The sequence below is a fragment of the Oceanicoccus sagamiensis genome (assembly GCF_002117105.1).
GTDB classification, from domain to species: domain Bacteria; phylum Pseudomonadota; class Gammaproteobacteria; order Pseudomonadales; family Dasaniaceae; genus Oceanicoccus; species Oceanicoccus sagamiensis.
The window spans coordinates 4,101,740-4,119,627 of sequence record NZ_CP019343.1 but is presented as its reverse complement, the minus strand read 5'-3'; the positions used below and the strand labels follow the sequence as shown (position 1 = coordinate 4,119,627).

The following is a 17,888-nucleotide window of genomic DNA, read 5'->3' as shown; positions in this document are numbered from 1 at the left end:
AGCTTATGACCCTGCACTCATTTTCTCCGATTCAATATATCGATGACCCGGCCCTTGCAGCGTCCGGTGTCGAGCTGAATATTTTAAGACTGGATCGTTTTTTTCCGCCTATCTCCGGCAATAAATATTTTAAGCTAAAACACAATGTAGACTACGCCCGGCGTCATGGTTACCAACGACTATTGAGCTTTGGTGGTGCTTATTCCAACCATATTCATGCACTGGCCCTGGCGGGCAGGCATTATGGCTTTGGCACCATCGGTTTGATCCGTGGTGAACAGTCTATGGAAGCGAACCTGAACCCAACACTGCAAGATGCCGTTGATGCTGGTATGGATTTACATTTTCTGGATCGCAGCCAATACCGCAATAAACACGATAAAGACTTTGTCGCCAGATTACAGGCTGAGTTTAGTGACGCTTTTATTATTCCTGAAGGTGGCAGTAATCTTTTAGGGGTAAAAGGTTGTATGGAGATTGTTGGCCATATTCAGCATCATCTGGACGATAACTATGACCTGGTGATAGTGCCCTGTGGTACCGCGGCAACTCTGGCGGGTATAGCGGCTGCGCTGCCGGATAACAAACAGGTGGTAGGTGTGGCGGTACTAAAAAATGCGCAGTTTCTTAATGATGAAGTCACGGCCTATTTACAACAGTTGGGTGTCGCTAAGGATAACTGGCAGATACTGCTTGATTATCACGGCGGCGGTTACGCCAAACTAAACCAGTCGCTGGCTCACTTTATCCAGCAATTTGAACAGGCCAATACCCTGCAAATTGAACCGGTCTATACCGGAAAAATGTTTTACGGTTTATATGATCAATTAATACATTCTGCCCAATTTAAAGGCAAAAGGATTGTTGCTGTTCATACCGGTGGCCTGCAAGGGCTTAGAGGTATTGGCGATCAATTAGAAAAATTACAGGCAAAGGCAGTGGGATAAATGAGCCATTCAATCACCTCTCATATAGAGCAGCGCTTGCTGCAAACACTGGTACCGGTTAATTCCCTGACGGTGGACCATCTTAATACCTTGTTGCGCGATCAATCGATAGAAATGCTATGCAGTGGTCAAACACTGTTTAGCACCGGCGAGTATGACAATCATCATATCTATTTACTCAGTGGCCAACTTGAGTTGGTTGATAGTTTGGGCTCGCGTCGGCAGGTCAGTGCGGAAGATCCCGCCTGTCGCTATGCGTTGGATAATCACCAGCCCCGCCGCAGCACCGCGGTGGCCTTAAGCGATTGTACTGTCATTCGCTTTAATAGTGATCAACTGGATGCTATGTTGGCTTGGGATCAGGCGTCTCACTATATTATGCTGGATATCGCCGCTCAAAGAGATTTGGATGAAGATGCTGACTGGATGGTAACCTTACTAAAATCGAATCTTTTTTATAAAGTCCCGCCAATGAATATCCGGCAAATACTCGGCCGTTTTGAAGCGCAAGTGGTTAGCTCTGGCGAAACGGTTTTACGCCAGGGCGAACTGGGCGATTGCTGTTACTTTATTAAAGAGGGTATTGCCGATGTTTATCAAGCTGTTGATGATAAAAGCCCCTCGGAAAGGGTGGCTGAGTTGGGCGTAGGGCGTTTTTTTGGTGAAGATGCTCTGGTCAACGACACGGCGAGAAATGCCACCATTACCATGCAAACCAACGGTGTATTGATGCGGCTGGATAAGCAGGACTTTTATCTCTTATTACGCAACGCTGGCATTAAGCAACTCAACCTGAGTGAAGCCAAAGAGCAGTTTACCGACGGTGCGACCTGGATTGATGTCAGAACTCAAGATGAGTACGAAAAAGGGCATAGCGAAGCCGCCATTAATATGCCGCTTAATCTATTAAAATTAAAATCACGGATGCTGGATAAAAATACACCCTATATCGTCTATTGCAACAGTGGTCGGCGCAGTGAGGCTGCTGCCTATTTATTGGGTGAAGAAGGATTTGATGTTAGTGCTCTGGTGGGCGGCTATAAAAGTTATGCTGTTGATCAGCAGCGCTCTTTTGAGTCGGTTTAGCGGGGCCAACAGTCGGCGGTTATAAAGTAACGGGTTTTCTCCCGATAGAACCCCTTTTTCTGTTCTAATCCGCAAATCACTATAGGTTGTTTATTGCTGGAGAACTGCTGCTCTAAAGCTGTTGTTAACGCCGTATAGTGAATGATTTTATCAGCCAGTGTGCTCTCCGACCCGTCATAGGGGCTTATCCATTCAGACCGTTTTAAGATGATCCAATACTCTGCAAGGTCGGTAATATCTTGCAGTGCCGAAAGGTAAATCCACTGGCTAAAATTATGTGCGGGAGAAAGAACTTCCGGTGACGCCTCCGCTGTATGGTTTTGCGGGTAAAATAATCGGCCTTTTAGTGCGATTTCCGGAGTAACCTGGTCTATGCCCAATGTTGATAGCGCCGCTTTTCCTGCTTCGCTAAAACCGAGTTGAGTTTGATGGGTGAGTAAATGGTCGGTTTTTAAATCCAGCCGGTCAATCGCGTTGGGCCCAAGCCAATAATAAAAATCAGTGGAAAAATTATTATGATTGGCCGCCAATGAATTATTCAAATAAAACTTGATCGCCAGTTCAAGATGGTAGTGTTGGCCGTTATCATTGTCCTTGTAAATCAGATCAAACTCACCGTAGGTTTTTTTATCCTGATTAACTTGAAGATTATGAGCGATTAATTCGAGTTTGGGGTCATGTTCTATAAAGAACTGCCAAAGCGCTTCAAAGTAAATCCCAATCCGTGTGCTATGTAGCTTATTTAAATGGTCTAACAGTGGGGCAGGCGTATTATCGAGTTGTTGCAGCCATTGCACTCTGGTTTCGGTCAGACTGATATGGCAGCACTGTACGGAGGTGTTAGAGTCCAGCAGTGCAAAGTCATTAATCAGGTTTTCACCAAAACAGCTCCAGGCCAGGTCCCTGACGCAGGGGGTTTCAAAGAGCGGTAGATTGACCATATCTCCCCTGTGGTTAAATCGGCGGTTGGCCCTTGGGCCTGAATGAAATTAGAGTATACTAGCGTGATTCGACAATAGCTGATTAAACCATTATGAGCGAATTTAACACAGTAGGCATTATTGGCCGTGAAAGCGATGCAGTCGGTGAGTCGCTGCGGGTACTGACCAACTTTCTGTCTGCTCAAAAAATAGACATTATTCTGGGTGAGACCATTGCCGGTCTATTGGCAGATAATCCTTATCCTGTCAGCGGCAGAACCAAAATGGGTGAAAGCTGCGATTTAATTATTGTGCTCGGTGGTGATGGCAGCCTGCTGGGCGCTGCCAGACAGCTTGCCAGACATAATGTACCGGTGTTGGGTATTAACCGTGGCCGCCTTGGGTTTTTGACCGATATATTACCGGAGGAGCTTGAAGCAAAGGTTGGGGCTGTTTTACAGGGCGAGTATGTGCTGGAAAAACGGTTTTTATTAAGTGCGATTGTCAAGCGTAAAGGCGAAGTTATTGGTCGGGCAGAAGCGCTTAATGATGTCGTGGTTAACTCAGGCACCTCCGCCCAGATGATCGAATTTAATGTCTATGTCGATAATGAGTTTGTCTACCCCCAGCGTTCCGATGGATTGATTGTTTCAACACCGACCGGTTCAACCGCTTATTCCCTGTCCGGTGGTGGTCCTATTATGCATCCCAAGCTGGATGCGGTTGTTTTAGTTCCTATGTTCCCGCACACACTCAGTAGCCGCCCGATTGTGATTGATGGCAATAGCGAAATCCGCATTGAAATCAATGAGTCTAATGCCATCCATCCGCCGGTAACCTGTGATGGTCAGGTACATCTGACGGCAATGCCCGGCGATACTGTTTACATCACCAAGCGTCGGCATAAGCTGAAATTAATCCACCCCACCGATCATAGTTTTTATGCCAGTTGCCGCGATAAATTAGGTTGGGGCACTGGGCCAGTCAATTAAGTTTCTGTTATTTATATATTAATAATGAGGGTTAACCTGTGAGAGTTTTTTTCGTTGTTGTTTTATTGAGCCATTTTTTTATATCCACGATGGCGCTGGCTGCTGAACCTACCGTTTTTATTACCGGCGCTAACCGCGGTATTGGTTTGGAATTTGTTAATCAATATAGCCAGCGTGGCTGGACCGTCATTGCCACCGCAAGAAAACCTGCGGAAGCGGATGACTTGAATGCATTGGCTGCTGAGCGCAACAATATTACCGTTGAGCAGTTAGATGTGACTGATCATGCCCGTATCGATGCGCTGGCCGAAAAGTATAAAGACCAGCCCATCGATGTACTGCTCAATAATGCAGCGATTACACCCAAGTATATGTCGGCTTTCAAAAAGGTTGATGGCGTCGATTACGATATGGCCAAGCTTAGCTATGATGTGAATGCGCTGGGACCTTTAAAAATGTCGCAAGCTTTTATGTCTAATGTAGAAGCTTCTGAACAGAAAAAAATTATTGTGATTTCCAGTAAGGCAGGTTCTTTTCAAGAAGGCCCGCAGCGGGCCATGATGTATAGCTATCGCGCCAGTAAATCCGCTTTAAATATGATGATGTATACCCTGGCGTTTGAAACCGCAAAAGACGACGTGATTTTAACCTTGTTATCACCGGGTACGGTTAACACCATGGGTGTATTAGGGCGCATGATGCCCGGCTCGATACAGCCAGAAGAGAGTGTGACCAATATGGTGAAGTTGATTGGTACATTAAAGCCAGAGCATAACGGCAAGATGCTAAATCATAGTGATGGTGCGTTGATAGCCTGGTAGGAACTCTGTATTTTTATGACCGCAGTGAGTGACCAGGAATCCAATGGCTCGGCATTTGCCGGCTATGATCTTATTGGCGATGTACATGGCTGCGGAGATAGTCTGGTCGAATTAATCGAAAAACTGGGTTATAGCAAACGCAATGGCAGCTATGAATATAGCAATCAGCGCCAGCCACGGCAGTTAGTATTTCTCGGTGATATATTAGACCGTGGTCCAAAAATTCGAGAGTCGATCCATATTATCCGAGAGATGGTTGACCGTGGCAGTGCGCAGATAGTTATGGGCAATCATGAATATAATGCCTTGGGCTATACCACGCTTGCCCCGGAAGGCAGTGGCAAAGACTATCTGCGTGAACACAATGCCAATCATACCCGCCTGATACAAGAAACCCTCGATCAATTTGCTAATCACCCGCAGGACTGGCGAGATACACTTGCCTGGCTCTATGAGTGGCCTTTGTTTTTAGAGTTTGAGGCTTTTCGGGTGATTCATGCCTGTTGGGACCAGCCCTTAATCGATCAGTTTAAGCAACACCGCCCTGATGGCACTATCGATAAAGACTTTCTGATTGCTTCGGAAGATTTTCGTGTCTTTGAAGGCAGGTTTATGAGTCGTGCCACCCGTGGTGCCAGCCTACTGCTGCCGGATAATCTGTCCATGACCGGTAAGGATGGTTATACCCGCCGCACGTTCCGGGTTAAGTTCTGGGTAGAAAATCCCGCCTGTTATGGCGATGTGCAGTTTCAGCCAGACCCACTCGATCAGGCACTGGCAGAGCGCCGTTTATCGGATATGGAAAAAACCTATATCCCTTATTACCCTCATAACCAGCGCCCGCTGTTTATTGGCCACTATTGGCAAACCGGCACACCAAAACCGTTAGTAGATAATATTGCCTGTCTGGATTACAGTGCAGTAAAAAATGGTCGCTTAATGGCTTATCGAATGAATAATGAACAAACCCTCCGTGCTGACAATTTTGTCTGGGTGCGTGGGCAGGAAACACTGGTATTGTAATGAAGCGACAAGGGTGGGGTTAATAGACAGGTTTTATGGCTGAGATAGTAGTTATCGATGTACCAATTGCAGAGGACCTTCAGGTTTTCAGTCAATATCTCTGGAAGCAGGGGGTTAGCCACCGCGTGCTGGAAAATAATGATCGCAGGCTGCTATTAGTCGGTGACAAGGCGGTAGCATTGCAGGTTCGTAATGCCTACGAGCGTTTTCTGGCCGGAGAGGCGGAAGCTCCCCGGATTGAGGTGCCTCAAGGCCCGCAGGCCAGTGTTATCTTCAGTAAATTACTGGCACATTTGCCCGTTACTCTCGGCGGTATTATTTTAAGCATACTCGGTTTTTTATTGGTCTATTTTGACCGCGACTTTGGCCTGGTGAAATACTTTACCTTTTTTGATTTTGATCGAGTGAATGCCTATTTTGTTTTTTCTGTGCCCAGTGATGAGTACTGGCGCTTTATAACCCCGATCTTTTTGCATTTTGGTTTGATGCATATTGCCTTTAATATGGCGATGCTGTGGTTTGTGGGCCAGAGAATTGAGTTGCTGCAGGGCAGTGTCAGGATGCTGGGTATTTGTATGGTGATTGGTTTGGGTTCCAATATTATGCAGGCCAGATATTCTGAAGCGGCAATCTTTGGAGGCATGTCCGGTGTGGTTTATGGCCTGCTGGGCTATGGCTGGATCTGGAGCCTGTTGCGGCCTGAAAAAAACCTGATGATCCCCAATGTTATTTTATATTTTTCCTTATTTATGATGGTGGTCGGCTTTGCCGGTTTGGCGGGTTTGTTTGGTGCAGGCAATGTCGCCAATGTCGCTCATTTAGGTGGCTTGATTATGGGTTGCTTGATGGGCTTGGGAGCGGCCTTGATTGATAAGTACTCATCACACAACAACTCACCAAATAACCCACAAGATAAGCCATAAAACAGCTAAGGCAATACCATGGACTTTGAACAACTCATCAGCAATATCACTCCGGATATTCATACGGCGCTTAAACGCGCCATAGAGATAGGCAAATGGCCGGATGGCCAGCGTTTAACACAAGAGCAGCGTGAGCTTTGTATGGAGGCCGTAATTAATTATGAGCAGCGCTTTGTCGCTGAAACAGACCGTGTCGGTTATATCGATAGAGGCAGCAAAGCTGAAGGCGAACTCTGCGATGATAAGCCTGACCCCGGTGATAACCCAAATCAGGAGCGACCACTCAAGTGGTCCGAATAGGAGAGCCCGTTTTGACAGAACATGCTGTCGGCCATTTAAGAAAAATGCAAAACCAATTGGGTGAAGGCGAGGGCGAGCAAGTGTCCTACCATTTGCCGATAGGTGATGAGTTAGTGCCACTAAACCCCTTGATTGGCCAGTCCATTAAGCTGACTTACAGCGGCGTGATTAATTGCGCCCACTGTGGTCGCAAAACCAAAAAAAGCTTTAACCAGGGTTATTGTTACCCTTGTTTTACCAAGTTGGCCCAGTGTGATAGTTGTATAATGAGCCCTGAGAAATGCCATTATCATGCAGGCACTTGTCGCCAGCCAGAGTGGGGTGATGAGTTTTGCATGACGGATCACTTTGTCTATTTGGCCAACTCTTCAGGTGTCAAAGTAGGTATTACTCGCGGTAGCCAAATCCCCATCCGCTGGATGGATCAGGGAGCGATACAGGCACTGCCTATTTTTCGCGTTAGCACCCGTCAGCAGTCGGGTCTGGTTGAGGTTGTATTTAAAAACCATGTGGCCGATAAAACCAATTGGCGCAAAATGCTCAAAGGTGAAGTTGATAGGATTGATCTTGAGCAGCGCCGGGATGAACTTTTTGAAGCCTGCAAAGATGAGATTACAGCTCTGCAAGATGAGTACGGTGTGCAATCCATACAGGCCATCAGTGATGCTGAACCGGTGAGTATTCAGTATCCGGTGCTTGAATTTCCCACCAAGGTCACATCGTTAAATTTTGATAAGCAGCCAGAAATTAGCGGCGTATTAAAAGGCATTAAAGGCCAATACCTGATTATGGATACCGGCGTACTCAATATCCGTAAATTTGGTGGCTACCATATTGAATTTACCGCAGGCTAAAGCCTGCTTGCTGACAGTTTGGAGATAAGTATCTATGCGTGATGCGCAGCCTAAAACCATTTTCCTGAAAGATTATCAGGTGCCCGATTTTTTGATTGAAAAAACGGATTTATATTTTTCACTGGATGAAGATAAGTCGGTGGTGACTGCCACGCTAAGTCTACGTCGAAATCCCGCAGCCACTGATCAAACTGCTGCCTTGGTACTGCATGGTCAGGAGCTGGTACTGCTCACTGTCAGTATTGATGGGCAAGCCTTATCCGATGCTGACTATCACTGCAGTAGTGACTCTTTAACTATTCAGAAAGTGCCGGATAGTTTTGTCTTGCAGTGTATGACGGAAATAAAACCTCAGGAAAATACCTCCCTCGAAGGTCTGTATAAATCTAACACCATGTATTGCACTCAGTGTGAGGCCGAGGGGTTTCGCAAGATTACCTATTATCTGGATCGTCCTGATGTAATGTCAGTATTTACCACCACAGTAGAGGCTGATAAAGAACGCTATCCGGTATTGCTATCCAATGGCAATAATGTGGCGTCAGGGGATAAAGACAACGGCCGTCACTGGGTTAAATGGGACGACCCCTTTAAAAAACCCGCCTATTTATTTGCGCTGGTGGCAGGGGATTTAGAGTATACCGAAGATCATTTTACCACCCAGTCTGGTGATGACGTCACCCTGCGTATTTTTGTCGAGCCCAAAGATCTCGATAAATGCGCCCATGCGATGAGCTCTTTAATTAACTCCATGCGTTGGGACGAAGACGTCTACGGCCGTGAGTATGACTTATCGATCTTTAATATTGTCGCCGTTGATGACTTCAATATGGGGGCAATGGAAAACAAGAGCCTGAATATTTTTAATACCTCCTGTGTACTGGCAAAGCCAGAAACCACCACCGATGCGGGTTTTCAGCGGGTTGAGGGTGTGGTGGCACACGAGTACTTTCATAACTGGTCCGGTAATCGTGTCACCTGTCGGGACTGGTTTCAGCTAAGTTTAAAAGAAGGTTTTACCGTTTACCGCGATGCCGAGTTTTCTGCGGATATGGGTTCCAGAACCGTGAAGCGGGTAGAGGATGTTTCTCTACTACGTACCGTGCAGTTTGCGGAAGATGGTGGGCCGATGGCACACCCGGTCCGCCCTGAGTCCTTTATGGAAATCTCCAATTTCTACACCGTGACCATTTATGAAAAAGGGGCCGAGGTGGTGCGGATGATTGCCAATTTACTGGGGCCAGAGGATTTCCGTAAAGGAACCGATCTCTATTTTGACCGCCACGATGGTCAGGCCGTGACCTGCGAAGATTTTGTGAAAGCGATGGAGGATGCCGCTGGTATCGATTTGACGCAATTCAGGCGTTGGTACTCTCAGGCGGGCACTCCACGGGTTGCGGTTGAGGGCGTTTATGATGCAGCTGCGCAAAGCTATAGCTTAACAGTAGAGCAGCATTGCCCGGCAACACCGGGGCAAGAGCAAAAGCAACCTTTTCATATCCCCATGGCGATGGCTTTATTGGGGCAGGATGGCGCTTTGCCACTGCATCTCGATAATACAGCTAACGCTGGCTTGGAGATGGTTGTCGATATTACGCAAGCCCGGCAGACCTTTGTCTTTAACCAGGTGAAAGAAAAGCCGGTACCGAGTTTGTTAAGGGGGTTTTCAGCCCCGGTAAAATTATCCTTCGATTACAGTCGTGATGATTTGTTGTTCTTAATGAGCAATGACAGCGATGGTTTTATCCGCTGGGACGCTTCCCAGCAGTTAGGTGTGCAAGTGCTTAATGAGATGATTGCCGCTTTACAAAAGGGTGAAGAACCGACAGTTGATCCACGATTAATTACGGCCTATCGCTCCATTTTACAGGATGAGTCGCTGGATAAGGCAATGGTAGCGTTGATGTTAAAGCTGCCTTCAGAAGCCTATATGACAGAAATATCTGATGATGTGGATGTACATGCAATTTATAACGCCAGGACACTGGCCAGGCTAACCATTGCCAAACAGTTAGAACAAGAACTCTGGCAAGCTCTGCGTAATAATCATTGCACGGAAGAGTACCAGCCCTCAGCTTTGCAGATTGCCCAGCGCAGCTTAAAAAATACTGCGCTGGCTTATTTGATGCTGTTAGATACGCAAGAGGCGCTGGATGCTGCGGTAGAGCAGTTTGACCATGCCAATAATATGACCGATGTGCTGGCTGCTTTTAATGTGATTTTAAATAGTGGCTTTGGTATGCAGAAGCAGCGTGTATTGAAGCTGTTTTATGAGCGCTGGCAGCATGAGTCCCTGGTGGTTAACCAGTGGTTTATGGCGCAGGCAGTTTGTTCGGTGCCGGGTACCTTGGAGCATGTTAAAGGCCTTATGTCGCACCCGGCCTTTGATCTTAAAAACCCGAATAAAGTACGGGCTTTGATTGGGGCTTTTTGTGGTCAGAATGCGGTTAATTTCCATCAGCGAGATGGTGCCGGTTATCGCTTTTTGGCGGATCAGATTATTGCCCTGAATAGCTTGAATCCACAGGTCGCATCAAGGTTGTTAGGCCCGTTAACCAAGTGGAAGAAATACAGCGAAGCAAGTCGTCTTTTAATGAAGGCAGAGTTGGAGCGAATTATGGCCGAACCAGGTCTGTCCAGCGATGTGTTTGAGGTGGTATCTAAAAGCTTAAAAGCTTAGCGGCATGGGCTTTAGTAAGACGCTTTAGTGAGGCTCTTTAACAGGGCTCTTTAATAGGTGAATACCCTGAAGTCTGACACATAGCCAAGGCGTTCCCAGACAATACATTTGGCCATATAGTCATTGACGATAGAAAAGTTTTCATCCTTTTCTTTAATGCTGATACGGTAATAAATAGTGTATTGGCGCTTGTCGGGTTCATAGCGAGAGGAAATATTGTCAAAGCTTTTGCTGACAAGGTCGCCCTCGTATTTGCTAGTGATTTTGTCTTCGCAGTCGTAGGACGCATCATTAATACTGCGGGCAAAAAAAGTGGTTTTCTTTTTCTGGTTAATCGTCAGGTAAAGCACCGCCGTAGTGAAAGCCAGCAATATAATAAATGCAGAAATGGCTAAGATGACTTTGGTGGTTTTGCTGTTACTGCTCATACTATCAAACTCGTAGGGGTAATCCCTTCAGTATAGTAGACATTGCTTAAATAAGAAGCGGGCTGTTAGCCGTCGTGTTGGTCGTCGTGTGAGTAGTGCGCCCCGTGTTAGTAGAGAGAGTATTATTGTGACATTGGTTTTTCTGAGTCGGGTGGCTTTTTACCCCACCTTGCTAGCTGTCAGCCTGCTGTCAGTGCTGCCGCAAGAACAGGTGGTTATATCTACAGGCTGGGATAAGGCCAATCATGCGTTGGCTTTTTTTGTGTTGTTGGCACTGTTAGATCATGCGTATCCCACTGCCCACTTATGGTGGAAGAAATTGCTGCCATTATTGGCTTACGGGGTAGTGATTGAGTTGCTGCAGTCACAGATTCCCGGACGATATGCGTCCGGCTTAGATGTGTTTGGGGATATTGTCGGTTTGCTGGCCTATCTGCTGATTCGTCCAGTCATTCTTAATCATATCCCTTTTGTTGATGCCGATCAGTTTCGCTGAGTAGTCAGTGAGCAGTGTGTAGGTGGACCAGAAGATGAAGCATTTACTGATTATTTATCATAGCCAGTCGGGTACCACTCGAGCACTGGCAGAGGCGGTTCTGCGCGGTGCTGTTACAGAACCCCTTATTGAACCCCGATTAGTGCCAGCCATGGAGGCGGGTGTTGAAGAGTTGCTATGGGCAGATGCATTGGTTTTTGCTACCCCGGAAAATTTTGGTTACATATCAGGGGGTTTGAAAGATTTTTTTGACCGTACCTATTATGCGGTAGCGTCGCGGCAGATTAATTTGCCCTATGCGGTGATTATTAGTGCTGGCAATGATGGTACCGGTGCTCTTAGGCAGTTGCAACGGATTGCCAAGGGCTACCCGCTGCGTTGTGTCACTGAGCCTGTTATTTTGGTGGGCGAGCTATCAACCGAAGGGCTTGCGGCCAGTGAAGAGCTGGGCGCCGCCATAGCGGCTGGTCTCGGTATGGGAATCTACTAAACCCCTGTTTGTTTATTCCAATTCACTGTAAAGGCCTTGCTAATTATAGCCCGCCTCAATAAGACAGGCGAAAATGATCCTAAATGTTATTTACAGATCACCAGAGCGAACTAGAATGTCACTAGATACATAATAAAATACCATTCGGAAACCAAGGGGAAGACAATGGCTTATTCAAAGTCTGTAGTTAAACCAATCGTAGCGGGCATTTTGTTAAGCTCCGTTGCTCAATCGGGCATGTTGTCTGCGCAAGTGCTTGAAGAAATTATTGTAACCGCCCAATTACGAGCAGAGAGTTTGCAGGATGTTCCTGTTTCTGTATCGGCGATTTCTGGTAGTAAGATGATGGAGGCGGGTATCGATAAGATCGAAGACCTGCAGGCCTATGTTCCCAATTTAACCATGTCCGAGACCGGTATCGGTACCAATATTTATATTCGGGGTATTGGTTCTGGTATTAACCAGGGTTTTGAACAGTCCACGGGTATGTATATCGACGGCGTTTCTTATGGTCGTGCGCAGCTATCCAGAGCGCCTTTTCTTGATCTTGAGCGGGTGGAAGTCTTGCGGGGCCCACAAAACATCCTCTTTGGTAAAAACAGTATTGCTGGTGCTTTAAGCATGATTACAGCAAAGCCTGGTGACGAGTTTGAGGGTTCAGTTTCTGCGCTTTATGAGCCCGATGCTGAGGAAGAAGTTTATGATCTGATGTTATCGGGTCCGATTACTGATCGTATTGGTGCTCGATTGGCTTATAGAAATCGCAGTATGGACGGTTATATGGAAAACCTGACCAATGGCGATGATGAGCCTGGTCGTGATGAAGAAACGATTCGCTTTATTATTAATATGGATGTCACCGATGATTTAGATATCAGTTTAAAATATGAGTCTGGTGACTTTGATGTGACGGGACGTCAAATTGAAATCGTTGAGGAAGAGCCATCCGATACCAGCGGTTTAACCTATGCACAAATCCTGTTTGCTGGTGGCGGTGGTGTCTTTCCTCCGCAGGATATCAGCGTGCTAAATAATACTCAGGATTACCGTCGTTCTTCGAATGGTGATTACAGTGAAAACAGTACAGAGAATATCACCCTGACGGCGAATTATGCCGTTGCTGATCATACACTGACAGTCATTGCCGCTTCTAACAGCTATGACTATGAAGAGCTGTGTGACTGTGATTTTACCGGCGCCAATGTCTTCCTGTTACTGAGTGAAGAGGATTACGAGCAATATAGCTTTGAAGCCAGAATTGCTTCAGATGTAGGCCAGACGTTTGAATATATCGGTGGTATGTATTACCAGGATAGTGATCTGGAATTTACCGATGATTTTCAGGTGGCTGCCAATAGTATTATTGCCGATGTGGTTAATGTTAACCCGGCGGCACCAGCCCCTGGCTTGGGTGAGTTTATGCGGGATACCTCAGCCATGAGGGATTTTCAGCAGGACAGTGAGCTATGGTCGGTTTTCGCCCAGGTGACCTGGAATATTGCCGATGATATGCGCCTGACTTTGGGTGGCCGTTATTCTGATGAAGAAAAAGAAGCCAGCCGTGCAATTGATGTAACCAATCCTGATGGCTCTGCTTTAACCGGAGCTCAAGCCATTGTTGCGCCAGGGGTTTATGACGTCGTATTTGGTCTTGAGACTCATGAAGTCGCCGATAAGCGCACAGAAGATAATTTTGCGCCGTTAATTACCGGTGAGTGGGATATGAATGAAGAGGTTATGTTATACGCTACCGCCAGTCAGGGCTATAAGTCCGGTGGTTTTGATGTGCGCTCAAACGCAGCACCACCAACAGGTACTTTTGAGTTTGGTGAAGAAGAAGCGACCAGCTTTGAATTTGGTGCCAAAACATCATTGCTAGATGGTGCTGCAGAATTAAACGTCGCGATGTTCTTTACCCAGTATGATGACTTGCAGGTCAGTGTGTTTGATGGCCAGGTTGGTTTTAATGTGGGTAATGCGGCAGAAGCAGAAACACAGGGTATTGAATTGGATGGTCGCTTGGCTTTAACCGACTCTTTAACCTTGTCGGGTGCTATCGCATTTCTTGACTTTGAATTTAAAGACTTTAAAACCGGTCAGTGTAATCAAGGGCAAGTTCCAGATTTCCCTGATGGAAACTGTGATTACACCGGTGATACCAACCAGTATGTTGCAGACTGGAGTGGTAACCTGAGCCTGGATTACTTTACGGCTGTGGGTGAAAGTCTTGAGTTCCGCTCTACGCTGGATGTGATCTTTACCGATGATTATAACCCCAGCCAAACGCTGGACCCTGAACTGGATCAGGATGGTTATGCCAAAGTCAATGCGCGCATAGCATTGTCTGATAATGCAGCCGGTTGGGAAGTTGCCGTGGTTGGTAAAAACTTAACCGATGAAGATGTCATGACCTATGGCAACGCGACGCCTTTAGCCTTTAGTATTTTTGGCGCAAAGAGCCGTTACGCTTTCTTCGAGCGTGATCGCAGTGTTGCAATTCAGGGTGTTTACCGCTTCTAAGGGGTAAGTCCAGCCATAAAAAAAGCCGCTTATGCGGCTTTTTTTTATGCTTGTTAAAGAGCGAATTAGAGTTGGGTAAACAAATAACCCAGCGCTGCCAGAGTCGCTATACCCATTAGCACGGCCAAAATAGTAGACACGGAGTGACTGGCCTTTTGCAGGGTGGTCATTTGTACCGTGCTTTCACGATTGCCCACGGAGGTTGGTTTTACTTTCCAGTTTTTGGGTTCAGGAGCCGGTCTTGGAGCTGCGGGTTTTTTAGTAGGCACTCGTCGAATCATGGTGGCATTGCTATCCATGATTGGTGCCAGTTCTGGCCCCTGTACCCTAAATACCAGAACATCAAACCTTACGGTATCGCCGGGTTTTAATTCTGTCTCGGTCACCCGTTCATCATTGACATAAGTGCCATTGGAAGAACCCAGATCACGGATCAGTAAGGTAGGGCCTTTGACCGCCAGTTCTGCATGGCGCCGTGACAGGTGGGTGCCGGGGATGGTGATATCACAGCTGGAGTCGCGGCCAAGTACCGCATGGTGTTTAACGCCAAAGCGTTGGCCAACCAGCCAATCACCTTCAGCGACCAATTCCCATTGATTATTATCAGTACTGGCTGTACTCGCAAGCTTGCCGTCTTCGCTGGCCAAGGGTCTGCTCCGTCTAAGGGTCTTATTGTCTTGCGATGATTCTAACTTCTGACAGAAAAAAACACTAGCGTGGATAAAATCGCCATTTCGGCGGATTGTGCCGTCCCAGCGTCTATACTGGTTACTCAACAATAGCGTTACTGATCAGCCAGGAGTGGTCTTGCCAGCTTTATCTTCATTGCAGTTACCGGGTTATAGTATCCAGCAGCCATTGGGGGAGGGTGGTATGGCGATGGTCTATTTAGGCCAGCAGCTATCCCTTAACCGCTCTGTTGCGATTAAAGTCTTAAATGCCACCCTGGTGGCGGACCCGATTGTTGAAGGGCAGTTTCAGCAAGAGTCGTTGTTGGTGGCCAGTTTAAATCATCCCAATATTATCCAGGTGATTGACCAGGGCACGGTGGTCGATGCGCAGGGTTATCCGCGCCCTTATTTTGTGATGCAGTATGTGAAGAGTATACCCTTGACCTCAGTTATCCGCCGGGATGATGTGAGCTTAACCCGCAAACTCAATATTATTATTCAAATCTGCAAAGCGCTGTCATATGCCCATCGCAACGGCGTAGTACACCGTGATATCAAGCCCGCCAATGTACTAGTCGACTATGATGGCCATGTGCGGGTAGTAGATTTTGGTATTGCCGGTTATTTTAAACAAACATCCGATACCGCGATCGAGCAGGCTGCCACCACGGTGATTATGGGAACGCCTGCCTATATGGCGCCCGAGCAGTCCAGCCCCGATAGCGAAGTGACTCACCTGAGTGATATTTATGCGTTAGGTGTGTTAATGCATGAGCTGTTTGTTGGCCGCCGACCTGATGAGAAAAAAGCTGACAGTGGCTCGGTGGCAAAACCGCTAATGGATATGGTTTATCAATGCCTGCAAGCGGATATTAAATTACGTCCCCAGTCAGCCGATGAAATAGAGCGAAAGATTTTGCAGTTATTGCAGGGCAAGCATCTAACAGATCCACGCTGGGATAAAGATCGCCAGCTGGATCAGCTGCCCGCAGATTATAAGCTGCTGGATGTGCTGAAAGAAAATCAGTACGGCGCCACATATCTGGTCAGTGAGCCAAAACGCCAACAGTGGTTGGTGGTAAAAAAACAACAGGTCGCCTATGAAGGCAGCGCCTATGATAAAGCCAAGGTGTTGACCGGTTTGTCCCATCCACATATTGCTACTATCTATGGTACTGCGCGCAATGAGCGTGTTTTTATTACCGTAGTAGAGCATGTTAATGGTGGCAGCTTACAGGACCGCTTAACCCAGGCCTTTAGTCTGGAGCGCTGGCTGATGCTGACTCAGCAAATATGCCGGGCATTGCACTATGCCCATGAGTCTGGTTTGGTACACGGAAATTTGAGGCCGAGTAATATTCTGGTGGTGAGTCCAACCCATATAAAAATTACTGATTTTGGTTTTGATGATCATAGTGTCGGTACCGGGGTTGATTGGTACCAGCCACTGGGCGAAACCAAATCCGTAGTGTCCGATGTGTTTTCAGTGGGTGCTGTCTTATTTCATATGCTGACTGGAGAAGTGATTAACCAGCAGGCAGGCAACGTCAAGAATCTGGATGCGCTGTCAATGGTGCCCGATACCGTTGCCGAAGTGGTTTCGACAATGCTGGATCAACAGCACCGACGTTTCCAAACTGCGGAAGAGGTTACTATCGCCTTGCAAGGTTTGGCGCTGGAAGAAGATATGCCTGCCCTGGAACAACTGGATACCCTGATTGTGCCGGAACAAAAAACCTCGACAAGCTTTTCCTGGCTGGCAAAGCTGGCGCTGGTTTTGGTGGTGCTGTTTTTTATTGTGGAAGGTATTTGGCTATTGGGCGGTGAGCCTCTCGGTAGCTGGTTAGACTAGGCGGTATCCCGATTGGCATTGAGCGCTGCGACAAAGGCATTGGCCGCATTACTTAAGCTGCGGTTTTGGTGAAATACATAGCCCAGTGTGCGCTGCAATTTAATGTCGGCAATATCCAGTGTCTTTAAGCCCTGATCAATCATGGTGTGAGGTAGTACGCTCCAGCCCAGCCCAATCGATACCATCATCTTAATGGTTTCCAGATAATTGGTTTCCATAGAAACATCCAGCTTTAAACCATGCCGTTGGAATAACGCCTTAATAATTTGCCCGGTATAGGTGTTTAGACCCGGCAAAATCGCCGTAAACTGGCTGAGGGTAGATAAGTTAACGCTTTCCAGTACCGCCAAGGGGTGGTCGGGGGCAATCGCAACCACCAACGCATCCTGCCACACCGGCTGCCGCATTAATGGGCTGCTTTCCGTGGGGTCCAGGGTCACTACGCCCAGCTCAATACGTCCATGCATTACCTGCTCATAGGCTTCTTCAGAGTCCATAAAATCAATATCAAAATGTACCTCGGGATAGCTTTGGTTAAAGGCCTGCAATACGGGGGGTAGGCGGTGTAAGCCAATATGGTGGCTAATCCCAATACTTAATTCACCGCTGATCTCACCCTGCAAATCGACAATGCTGCGCTTGGCTTCCTGTACGGCATTAAGAATACGCTCGGCTCTGGGCAGCAAAGCAGTCCCGGCCTCCGTTAGCTGTACAGTGCGGCTAATACGATCAAATAGCTTGCAGTCGAGCTGGCTCTCCAGTGCGGCAATGCGCTTGCTCACCGCAGGCTGGGTGATATGCAGCGTTTCAGCGGCCTCTGAAAAAGAACGTGACTCCGCCACTTCGACAAAGGCCTGCAAATTTTGGGTATCCATAGCGTATTCC

17 protein-coding genes are annotated in these 17,888 nt (G+C 47.2%); 13 read left to right on the top strand and 4 right to left on the bottom strand.

The window, feature by feature from the left end; translation table 11 throughout:
- Window positions 1-5 precede the first annotated feature (5 nt).
- A complete protein-coding gene (locus BST96_RS18700; RefSeq protein ID WP_085760148.1) occupies window positions 6-947 on the top strand; it encodes a 1-aminocyclopropane-1-carboxylate deaminase/D-cysteine desulfhydrase in 942 nt (313 codons plus the stop codon).
- Entirely contained in the window at window positions 948-2,033 is a 1,086-nt protein-coding gene (locus tag BST96_RS18695) for a cyclic nucleotide-binding domain-containing protein (protein WP_085760147.1), read from the top strand.
- Here the strand turns inward: BST96_RS18695 and BST96_RS18690 are convergent.
- Complete coding sequence (locus BST96_RS18690) at window positions 2,030-2,974, bottom strand: DUF1853 family protein (RefSeq protein WP_085760146.1); 945 nt, start codon at window positions 2,972-2,974, stop codon at window positions 2,030-2,032. The two genes, BST96_RS18695 and BST96_RS18690, sit on opposite strands and share 4 nt — an antisense overlap.
- Before the next feature lie 92 nt (window positions 2,975-3,066).
- Here BST96_RS18690 and BST96_RS18685 point away from each other — a divergent pair, with 92 nt between their 5' ends.
- Genes BST96_RS18685 through pepN form a run of 7 tightly spaced genes read left to right on the top strand, consistent with a single transcriptional unit; the run spans window position 3,067 to window position 10,546 of the window.
- Complete coding sequence (locus BST96_RS18685; RefSeq protein ID WP_085760145.1) at window positions 3,067-3,945, top strand: NAD(+) kinase; 879 nt, start codon at window positions 3,067-3,069, stop codon at window positions 3,943-3,945.
- Window positions 3,946-3,983: 38 nt separating this feature from the next.
- Entirely contained in the window at window positions 3,984-4,766 is a 783-nt protein-coding gene (locus BST96_RS18680) for an SDR family oxidoreductase (protein ID WP_085760144.1), read from the top strand.
- 15 nt (window positions 4,767-4,781) lie between these two features.
- On the top strand, window positions 4,782-5,789 hold the full coding sequence (locus tag BST96_RS18675; protein ID WP_085760143.1) for a metallophosphoesterase: 1,008 nt from the start codon (window positions 4,782-4,784) through the stop codon (window positions 5,787-5,789).
- A 35-nt stretch (window positions 5,790-5,824) separates the two neighbouring features.
- Window positions 5,825-6,712 carry a rhomboid family intramembrane serine protease gene (locus tag BST96_RS18670; protein WP_085760142.1) on the top strand — a complete coding sequence of 296 codons (888 nt, stop codon included), beginning with the start codon at window positions 5,825-5,827 and terminating at the stop codon, window positions 6,710-6,712.
- 18 nt (window positions 6,713-6,730) lie between these two features.
- Window positions 6,731-7,012, top strand: a complete 282-nt coding sequence (locus BST96_RS18665) for a YeaC family protein (protein WP_085760141.1) — start codon at window positions 6,731-6,733, stop codon at window positions 7,010-7,012.
- Between the two features lie 44 nt (window positions 7,013-7,056).
- Window positions 7,057-7,866, top strand: a complete 810-nt coding sequence (locus tag BST96_RS18660) for a DUF2797 domain-containing protein (protein ID WP_085760600.1) — start codon at window positions 7,057-7,059, stop codon at window positions 7,864-7,866.
- Between the two features lie 34 nt (window positions 7,867-7,900).
- The gene (pepN, locus tag BST96_RS18655; RefSeq protein ID WP_085760140.1) at window positions 7,901-10,546 is read left to right on the top strand and encodes an aminopeptidase N; all 2,646 of its coding nucleotides are present in this window, start codon (window positions 7,901-7,903) and stop codon (window positions 10,544-10,546) included.
- Window positions 10,547-10,596: 50 nt separating this feature from the next.
- Here pepN and BST96_RS18650 read toward each other — a convergent pair whose 3' ends face one another.
- Entirely contained in the window at window positions 10,597-10,974 is a 378-nt protein-coding gene (locus tag BST96_RS18650) for a hypothetical protein (RefSeq protein ID WP_085760139.1), read from the bottom strand.
- 127 nt (window positions 10,975-11,101) lie between these two features.
- On the opposite strand from BST96_RS18650, the gene BST96_RS18645 reads away from it, so the two are divergent.
- The 3 genes from BST96_RS18645 to BST96_RS18635 all read left to right on the top strand — a co-directional run bounded on the left by BST96_RS18645 (window position 11,102) and on the right by BST96_RS18635 (window position 14,480).
- Window positions 11,102-11,470, top strand: a complete 369-nt coding sequence (locus BST96_RS18645) for a VanZ family protein (protein WP_085760138.1) — start codon at window positions 11,102-11,104, stop codon at window positions 11,468-11,470.
- Between the two features lie 34 nt (window positions 11,471-11,504).
- The gene (locus BST96_RS18640; protein ID WP_085760137.1) at window positions 11,505-11,960 is read left to right on the top strand and encodes a flavodoxin family protein; all 456 of its coding nucleotides are present in this window, start codon (window positions 11,505-11,507) and stop codon (window positions 11,958-11,960) included.
- A 165-nt stretch (window positions 11,961-12,125) separates the two neighbouring features.
- Window positions 12,126-14,480, top strand: coding sequence for a TonB-dependent receptor (locus BST96_RS18635; RefSeq protein WP_085760136.1), 2,355 nt, complete (start codon window positions 12,126-12,128; stop codon window positions 14,478-14,480).
- Window positions 14,481-14,545: 65 nt separating this feature from the next.
- On the opposite strand, the gene BST96_RS18630 is transcribed toward BST96_RS18635, so the two are convergent.
- Entirely contained in the window at window positions 14,546-15,127 is a 582-nt protein-coding gene (locus BST96_RS18630) for an FHA domain-containing protein (RefSeq protein WP_169714042.1), read from the bottom strand.
- Window positions 15,128-15,287: 160 nt separating this feature from the next.
- Here BST96_RS18630 and BST96_RS18625 point away from each other — a divergent pair, with 160 nt between their 5' ends.
- Complete coding sequence (locus BST96_RS18625; protein ID WP_085760134.1) at window positions 15,288-17,003, top strand: protein kinase domain-containing protein; 1,716 nt, start codon at window positions 15,288-15,290, stop codon at window positions 17,001-17,003.
- Here the strand turns inward: BST96_RS18625 and BST96_RS18620 are convergent.
- Window positions 17,000-17,878, bottom strand: a complete 879-nt coding sequence (locus BST96_RS18620; RefSeq protein WP_085760133.1) for a LysR family transcriptional regulator — start codon at window positions 17,876-17,878, stop codon at window positions 17,000-17,002. The two genes, BST96_RS18625 and BST96_RS18620, sit on opposite strands and share 4 nt — an antisense overlap.
- Window positions 17,879-17,888 lie beyond the last annotated feature (10 nt).

Excerpts from the sequence above, each read along its gene's own strand:
- BST96_RS18650 (WP_085760139.1), bottom strand. The coding sequence starts at position 10,974 with ATGAGCAGTAACAGCAAAACCACCAAAGTCATCTTAGCCATTTCTGCA.
- BST96_RS18695 (WP_085760147.1), top strand. The coding sequence starts at position 948 with ATGAGCCATTCAATCACCTCTCATATAGAGCAGCGCTTGCTGCAAACA.
- BST96_RS18620 (WP_085760133.1), bottom strand. The coding sequence starts at position 17,878 with ATGGATACCCAAAATTTGCAGGCCTTTGTCGAAGTGGCGGAGTCACGT.
- pepN (WP_085760140.1), top strand. The coding sequence starts at position 7,901 with ATGCGTGATGCGCAGCCTAAAACCATTTTCCTGAAAGATTATCAGGTG.
- BST96_RS18670 (WP_085760142.1), top strand. The coding sequence starts at position 5,825 with ATGGCTGAGATAGTAGTTATCGATGTACCAATTGCAGAGGACCTTCAG.
- BST96_RS18690 (WP_085760146.1), bottom strand. The coding sequence starts at position 2,974 with ATGGTCAATCTACCGCTCTTTGAAACCCCCTGCGTCAGGGACCTGGCC.
- BST96_RS18685 (WP_085760145.1), top strand. The coding sequence starts at position 3,067 with ATGAGCGAATTTAACACAGTAGGCATTATTGGCCGTGAAAGCGATGCA.
- BST96_RS18640 (WP_085760137.1), top strand. The coding sequence starts at position 11,505 with ATGAAGCATTTACTGATTATTTATCATAGCCAGTCGGGTACCACTCGA.
- BST96_RS18700 (WP_085760148.1), top strand. The coding sequence starts at position 6 with ATGACCCTGCACTCATTTTCTCCGATTCAATATATCGATGACCCGGCC.
- BST96_RS18665 (WP_085760141.1), top strand. The coding sequence starts at position 6,731 with ATGGACTTTGAACAACTCATCAGCAATATCACTCCGGATATTCATACG.
- BST96_RS18675 (WP_085760143.1), top strand. The coding sequence starts at position 4,782 with ATGACCGCAGTGAGTGACCAGGAATCCAATGGCTCGGCATTTGCCGGC.
- BST96_RS18660 (WP_085760600.1), top strand. The coding sequence starts at position 7,057 with ATGCAAAACCAATTGGGTGAAGGCGAGGGCGAGCAAGTGTCCTACCAT.
- BST96_RS18635 (WP_085760136.1), top strand. The coding sequence starts at position 12,126 with ATGGCTTATTCAAAGTCTGTAGTTAAACCAATCGTAGCGGGCATTTTG.